The organism is Thomasclavelia sp. (assembly GCF_047249845.1).
Lineage (GTDB): Bacteria > Bacillota_I > Bacilli_A > Erysipelotrichales > Coprobacillaceae > Thomasclavelia.
Map to the genome: position 1 here is coordinate 1 of NZ_JBKTWO010000053.1, position 4,000 is coordinate 4,000.

At 26.4% G+C, this 4,000-nt stretch carries 3 protein-coding genes; 1 reads left to right on the forward strand and 2 read right to left on the reverse strand.

Features of this window, described 5'->3' with window-relative positions:
* Positions 1-30 precede the first annotated feature (30 nt).
* Positions 31-1,794: an ABC-F family ATP-binding cassette domain-containing protein gene (locus tag ACLR9T_RS11695; protein WP_413109699.1), complete on the forward strand. Its 1,764-nt coding sequence runs from the start codon at positions 31-33 to the stop codon at positions 1,792-1,794.
* Positions 1,795-1,854: 60 nt separating this feature from the next.
* Here the strand turns inward: ACLR9T_RS11695 and ACLR9T_RS11700 are convergent, their stop codons facing one another.
* A complete protein-coding gene (locus tag ACLR9T_RS11700) occupies positions 1,855-3,228 on the reverse strand; it encodes a transglutaminase-like domain-containing protein (RefSeq protein ID WP_413109700.1) in 1,374 nt (457 codons plus the stop codon).
* A 16-nt stretch (positions 3,229-3,244) separates the two neighbouring features.
* Positions 3,245-3,934, reverse strand: coding sequence for a GNAT family N-acetyltransferase (locus ACLR9T_RS11705; protein ID WP_413109701.1), 690 nt, complete (start codon positions 3,932-3,934; stop codon positions 3,245-3,247).
* Between the last annotated feature and the right edge of the window lie 66 nt (positions 3,935-4,000).

Below are 4,000 nucleotides of genomic sequence, written 5' to 3' on the forward strand. Positions count from 1 at the left end.
ATAAAATATAAATGATTTAAGGAGACTGATATGTTAATAAGTGTAAATAATCTATCTAAAACTAATGGAATCAAAAATATTGTTGATCATGTATCATTTTCAATCAATGAAACTGATAAAGTTGCTTTAATAGGAATCAATGGTACTGGAAAAAGTACTCTTTTAAAAATACTAGCTGGAATAGAAAACTATCAAGGTGATATTATCAAAAAAAAGGATATGACTATTTCATATCTACCTCAAAATCCTAATTTTAATCCTGACAACACTATTATTAAACAAGTACATGAAGTAATTAATCAAAATAAAGTCAATGAATATGAAATAAAAGCTATCTTAAATAAATTAGGCATTATTAATCATAATCAATTGATTAAAGAATTATCTGGTGGTCAACAAAAACGTGTTGCTCTAGCAATTACACTATTAAACCCATGTGATTTATTAATTCTTGATGAACCAACTAATCACCTAGATAATGAAATGATCGAGTATTTAGAAAAGTATTTAATAAAATTTAATAAAGCTATTTTTATGGTTACCCATGACCGTTATTTTTTAGAAAGAGTTACTAATAAGATTATGGAAATCGATCGCAGTAAAATTTATGAATATGAAGCTAATTACTCTAACTTTTTAGTTTTAAAAGCAAAACGTGAAGAAGAAGCATTAGCAAGTGAGCGTAAAAGAAAATTATTTTTAAAAAAAGAACTTGAATGGGTACGAGCTGGTGTTCAAGCCCGAACAACTAAAAGCAAAGAAAGATTACAGCGTTTTGAACAATTAAACAATGTTACTGATATTCAAACAATTAGTCAAATTGAAATGGTTACAACTGCTTCAAGATTAGGCAAAAAAACAATTGAACTAAATGATATTAGTATGCATTATGACAATCTAACACTGTTTAACAATTTTTCATATCTATTTAAAAGAACTGATCGTATTGGAATCTTAGGTATAAATGGTTGTGGTAAAAGTACGTTACTAAAAATTATTGCTGGAGAAATAAAACCAAGTAGTGGTGAAGTAATTTATGGTGATACGATTAAAATTGGTTATTTTAAACAAATGAGTGATGATCTTGATGAAAATATGCGTGTTATCGATTATATAAAAAAAACTAGTGATGATTTAAAAACATTAGAAGGAAACTTTAGTGCCAAACAAATGTGTGAACGCTTTTTATTTGATTCAAGTTTACAACATACATATATTTCCAGATTATCTGGAGGAGAAAAAAGGCGTTTATATTTATTAAATATATTAATGCAAGCCCCTAATGTTTTATTATTTGATGAACCAACCAATGATTTAGATATTACAACATTAGCTATTTTAGAAGATTACTTAGATAGCTTTAATGGCATTGTTATTACTGTTTCCCATGACCGATATTTTTTAGATCGAATTTGTGATGGATTATTTGTATTTAAAAATAAACAAATAACATATTGTAATGGCGGGTATAGCAGTTATATAAACATTGAAGAAAATTTGCCAAAAAATAAAAGTGATGGTGTTCTTAGATATAAAGAACAAAAAAAATTACAGAAAAAAAATCAAATTCGTCTAACATCAAAAGAAAAACAAGAACTAGAATCAATGGAAAAAATCATCTTAGATATTGAACAACAAATTAATATTATTAATGAACAGATGAATGATTATCAAAATGACTTCAATAAACTAACTGACTTATCTAATCAGCGTGATAATCTTACTGAACAGTTAGAAATGAAAAATGAACGCTGGTTAGAATTATTAGAAAAACAGGAAAAGAGTCAAAATTAACCTTTAAAATAAAAAGATTTAATTCTATTAATAATAGTTTTAAATCTTTTTTCATGAAAATTAAATTTCTTTTTTTATATCTACTACTTCTAAATGTAAATCATAATCATCTAAATATAATCCACGATCTTCAAACTCTGCCTCTCCTGTTTGATTATCATAAGGATCCTGACGAAGATATTTTTTTGGTGGATACAAATCAAATTGATATTCACTATTAGCAGGCATTCTAAATGGGTCCAAATGACCAAAATAATATTGCCATCTTTCAAAATCACTATTTCTATATGCAGCTCCACCAAAAGAACAATCTGCATATAACCATCCATATGGGGCTACATAGAATCGAGCCCAATCATGATTTCCAATATCATAAGGAGTAACATAAAGACCAGCCTGCCATCTTGCGGGTATTCCAACATAACGACATAAAGTGATAAATAACAAGGCTTGTACACCACAATCTCCTTTTCCACCTAATGCTGCATATTCTGGAATATTAGGAATCGTATAATAATTACGTACAAAGGAGTATGTAATATGTGTAGTAATATATTCATATATTAATTTAGCTTTGACTAGATTATTAGTTTCATCTTTAATAATTTCTTTTGCTAATGATTTAAGATATGGTGTAAAAATAATATGTGGAGCTTGTTCATGTAGATAAAAATTAGGTTGATGTTCTAAAACTTTAACTGGATCTAATTCCTGATATTCTATAACATTATCATATTCATATTCAACATAAAATTCTTTTACATCATTAATATTTTCTTCAAAATAAATTGTTCTTTGAGGATGATCCCCACTACTTAAATATTTATATTGAGGTATTGTTTTAAGTAACTTAAATTTTTTTACCTGACAGTTTTCTAATGGTAACGGTAAATGAACTTTTATTTTCTTATCTGAAGCTAACGTTTTTATTTTTATCCCTGTTTTTAAATGAAAATGATAAGTTAGTTTGCCTTTTTCCTTTATTTCATAAATTGCATTATTTAATAATGCAAAGTTATTTTCTCGACTTTCTACTTTACTTAGATCTTTTAATCTCTCTACATAATCATTTCTAGTTTTAAGAATATTATCAAAAAAATCACTTCTAAAACATGCCTTACCTTCAATAAAAATCCACTCAACCGCATTTTCATCTTGTAACAGCTCAAGTTCTTCATCTTTAAAATCTATAAAATTATCATGACATATTTTTAAAGCCTCCTGATATGACACAGGATATTCACTAGGCATTCTTCTAATTATTTCTAATTCATGAATCAAGCGCTTCTTTAAAGCCAATGGAATATCCTTAGCTAATTTAGCTTTAATTACTTTATTCATTCTCTCAAAACTTCCATACCATTTTAACTTTAATAATTCTTCAGGTAATGGTATTTCTAAATATTTTAAATCATCAAATTTATATTTCTCCATCACATTTATCTCCTTTTTACATATACCAGGTAATAATATCATTAGAACGTACATATCCTAATTTTTCATGTAGTTTCATTGATGGTATATTATCTGTTTCAACTTGCAAATATACTAATTCTTTTTTCGCTAATAAGTTATTTATCATATATGTTTCTAGCATACTAGCTATTTTCTTTCGCTGATATTCTTCTATTACTTCAACAAAACCAATTGACCCTTCATCATGTATCCCTGCAAAACCAACAATTTTATCTTGATCAAATGCTCCAATAAAAACTTTTGACTTAATTCTCTCTATTAAATACTCATCATCAATTGGAGTAGAGTAATTCTCTTTAATAAAATCATAATATTCCATACCTATTTCTTTTATCTCTATTTGGAAAACATCAATCAATGTAACAGTATCTTTTAAATATCCATATTGATAAGCAACAATCCTCTGACTTAAACCAAATTTTTCTTCAATAATATCTTTAAAACAATCATTATGAACTGCAATCATTTTGCAGTCATTTAAATTATTTATTAATCGTTTTCCTAAAACCGGATTTTTAATACTCATCATATACATATCACCAAACTTAATCATTATCCCTTGTTCATCAAAATATATAATTAAAGCTCCATGGTTTATTGCATAAATCATATCCAGATGATTAAGATAATCTTGATATAAATAATCTAATATTTTTTCTTTCATTTAAACCTCCTAGAAAATAATTTTAAATATTTTCTATCTCCCCTTAACCATACATATAGATTTTTT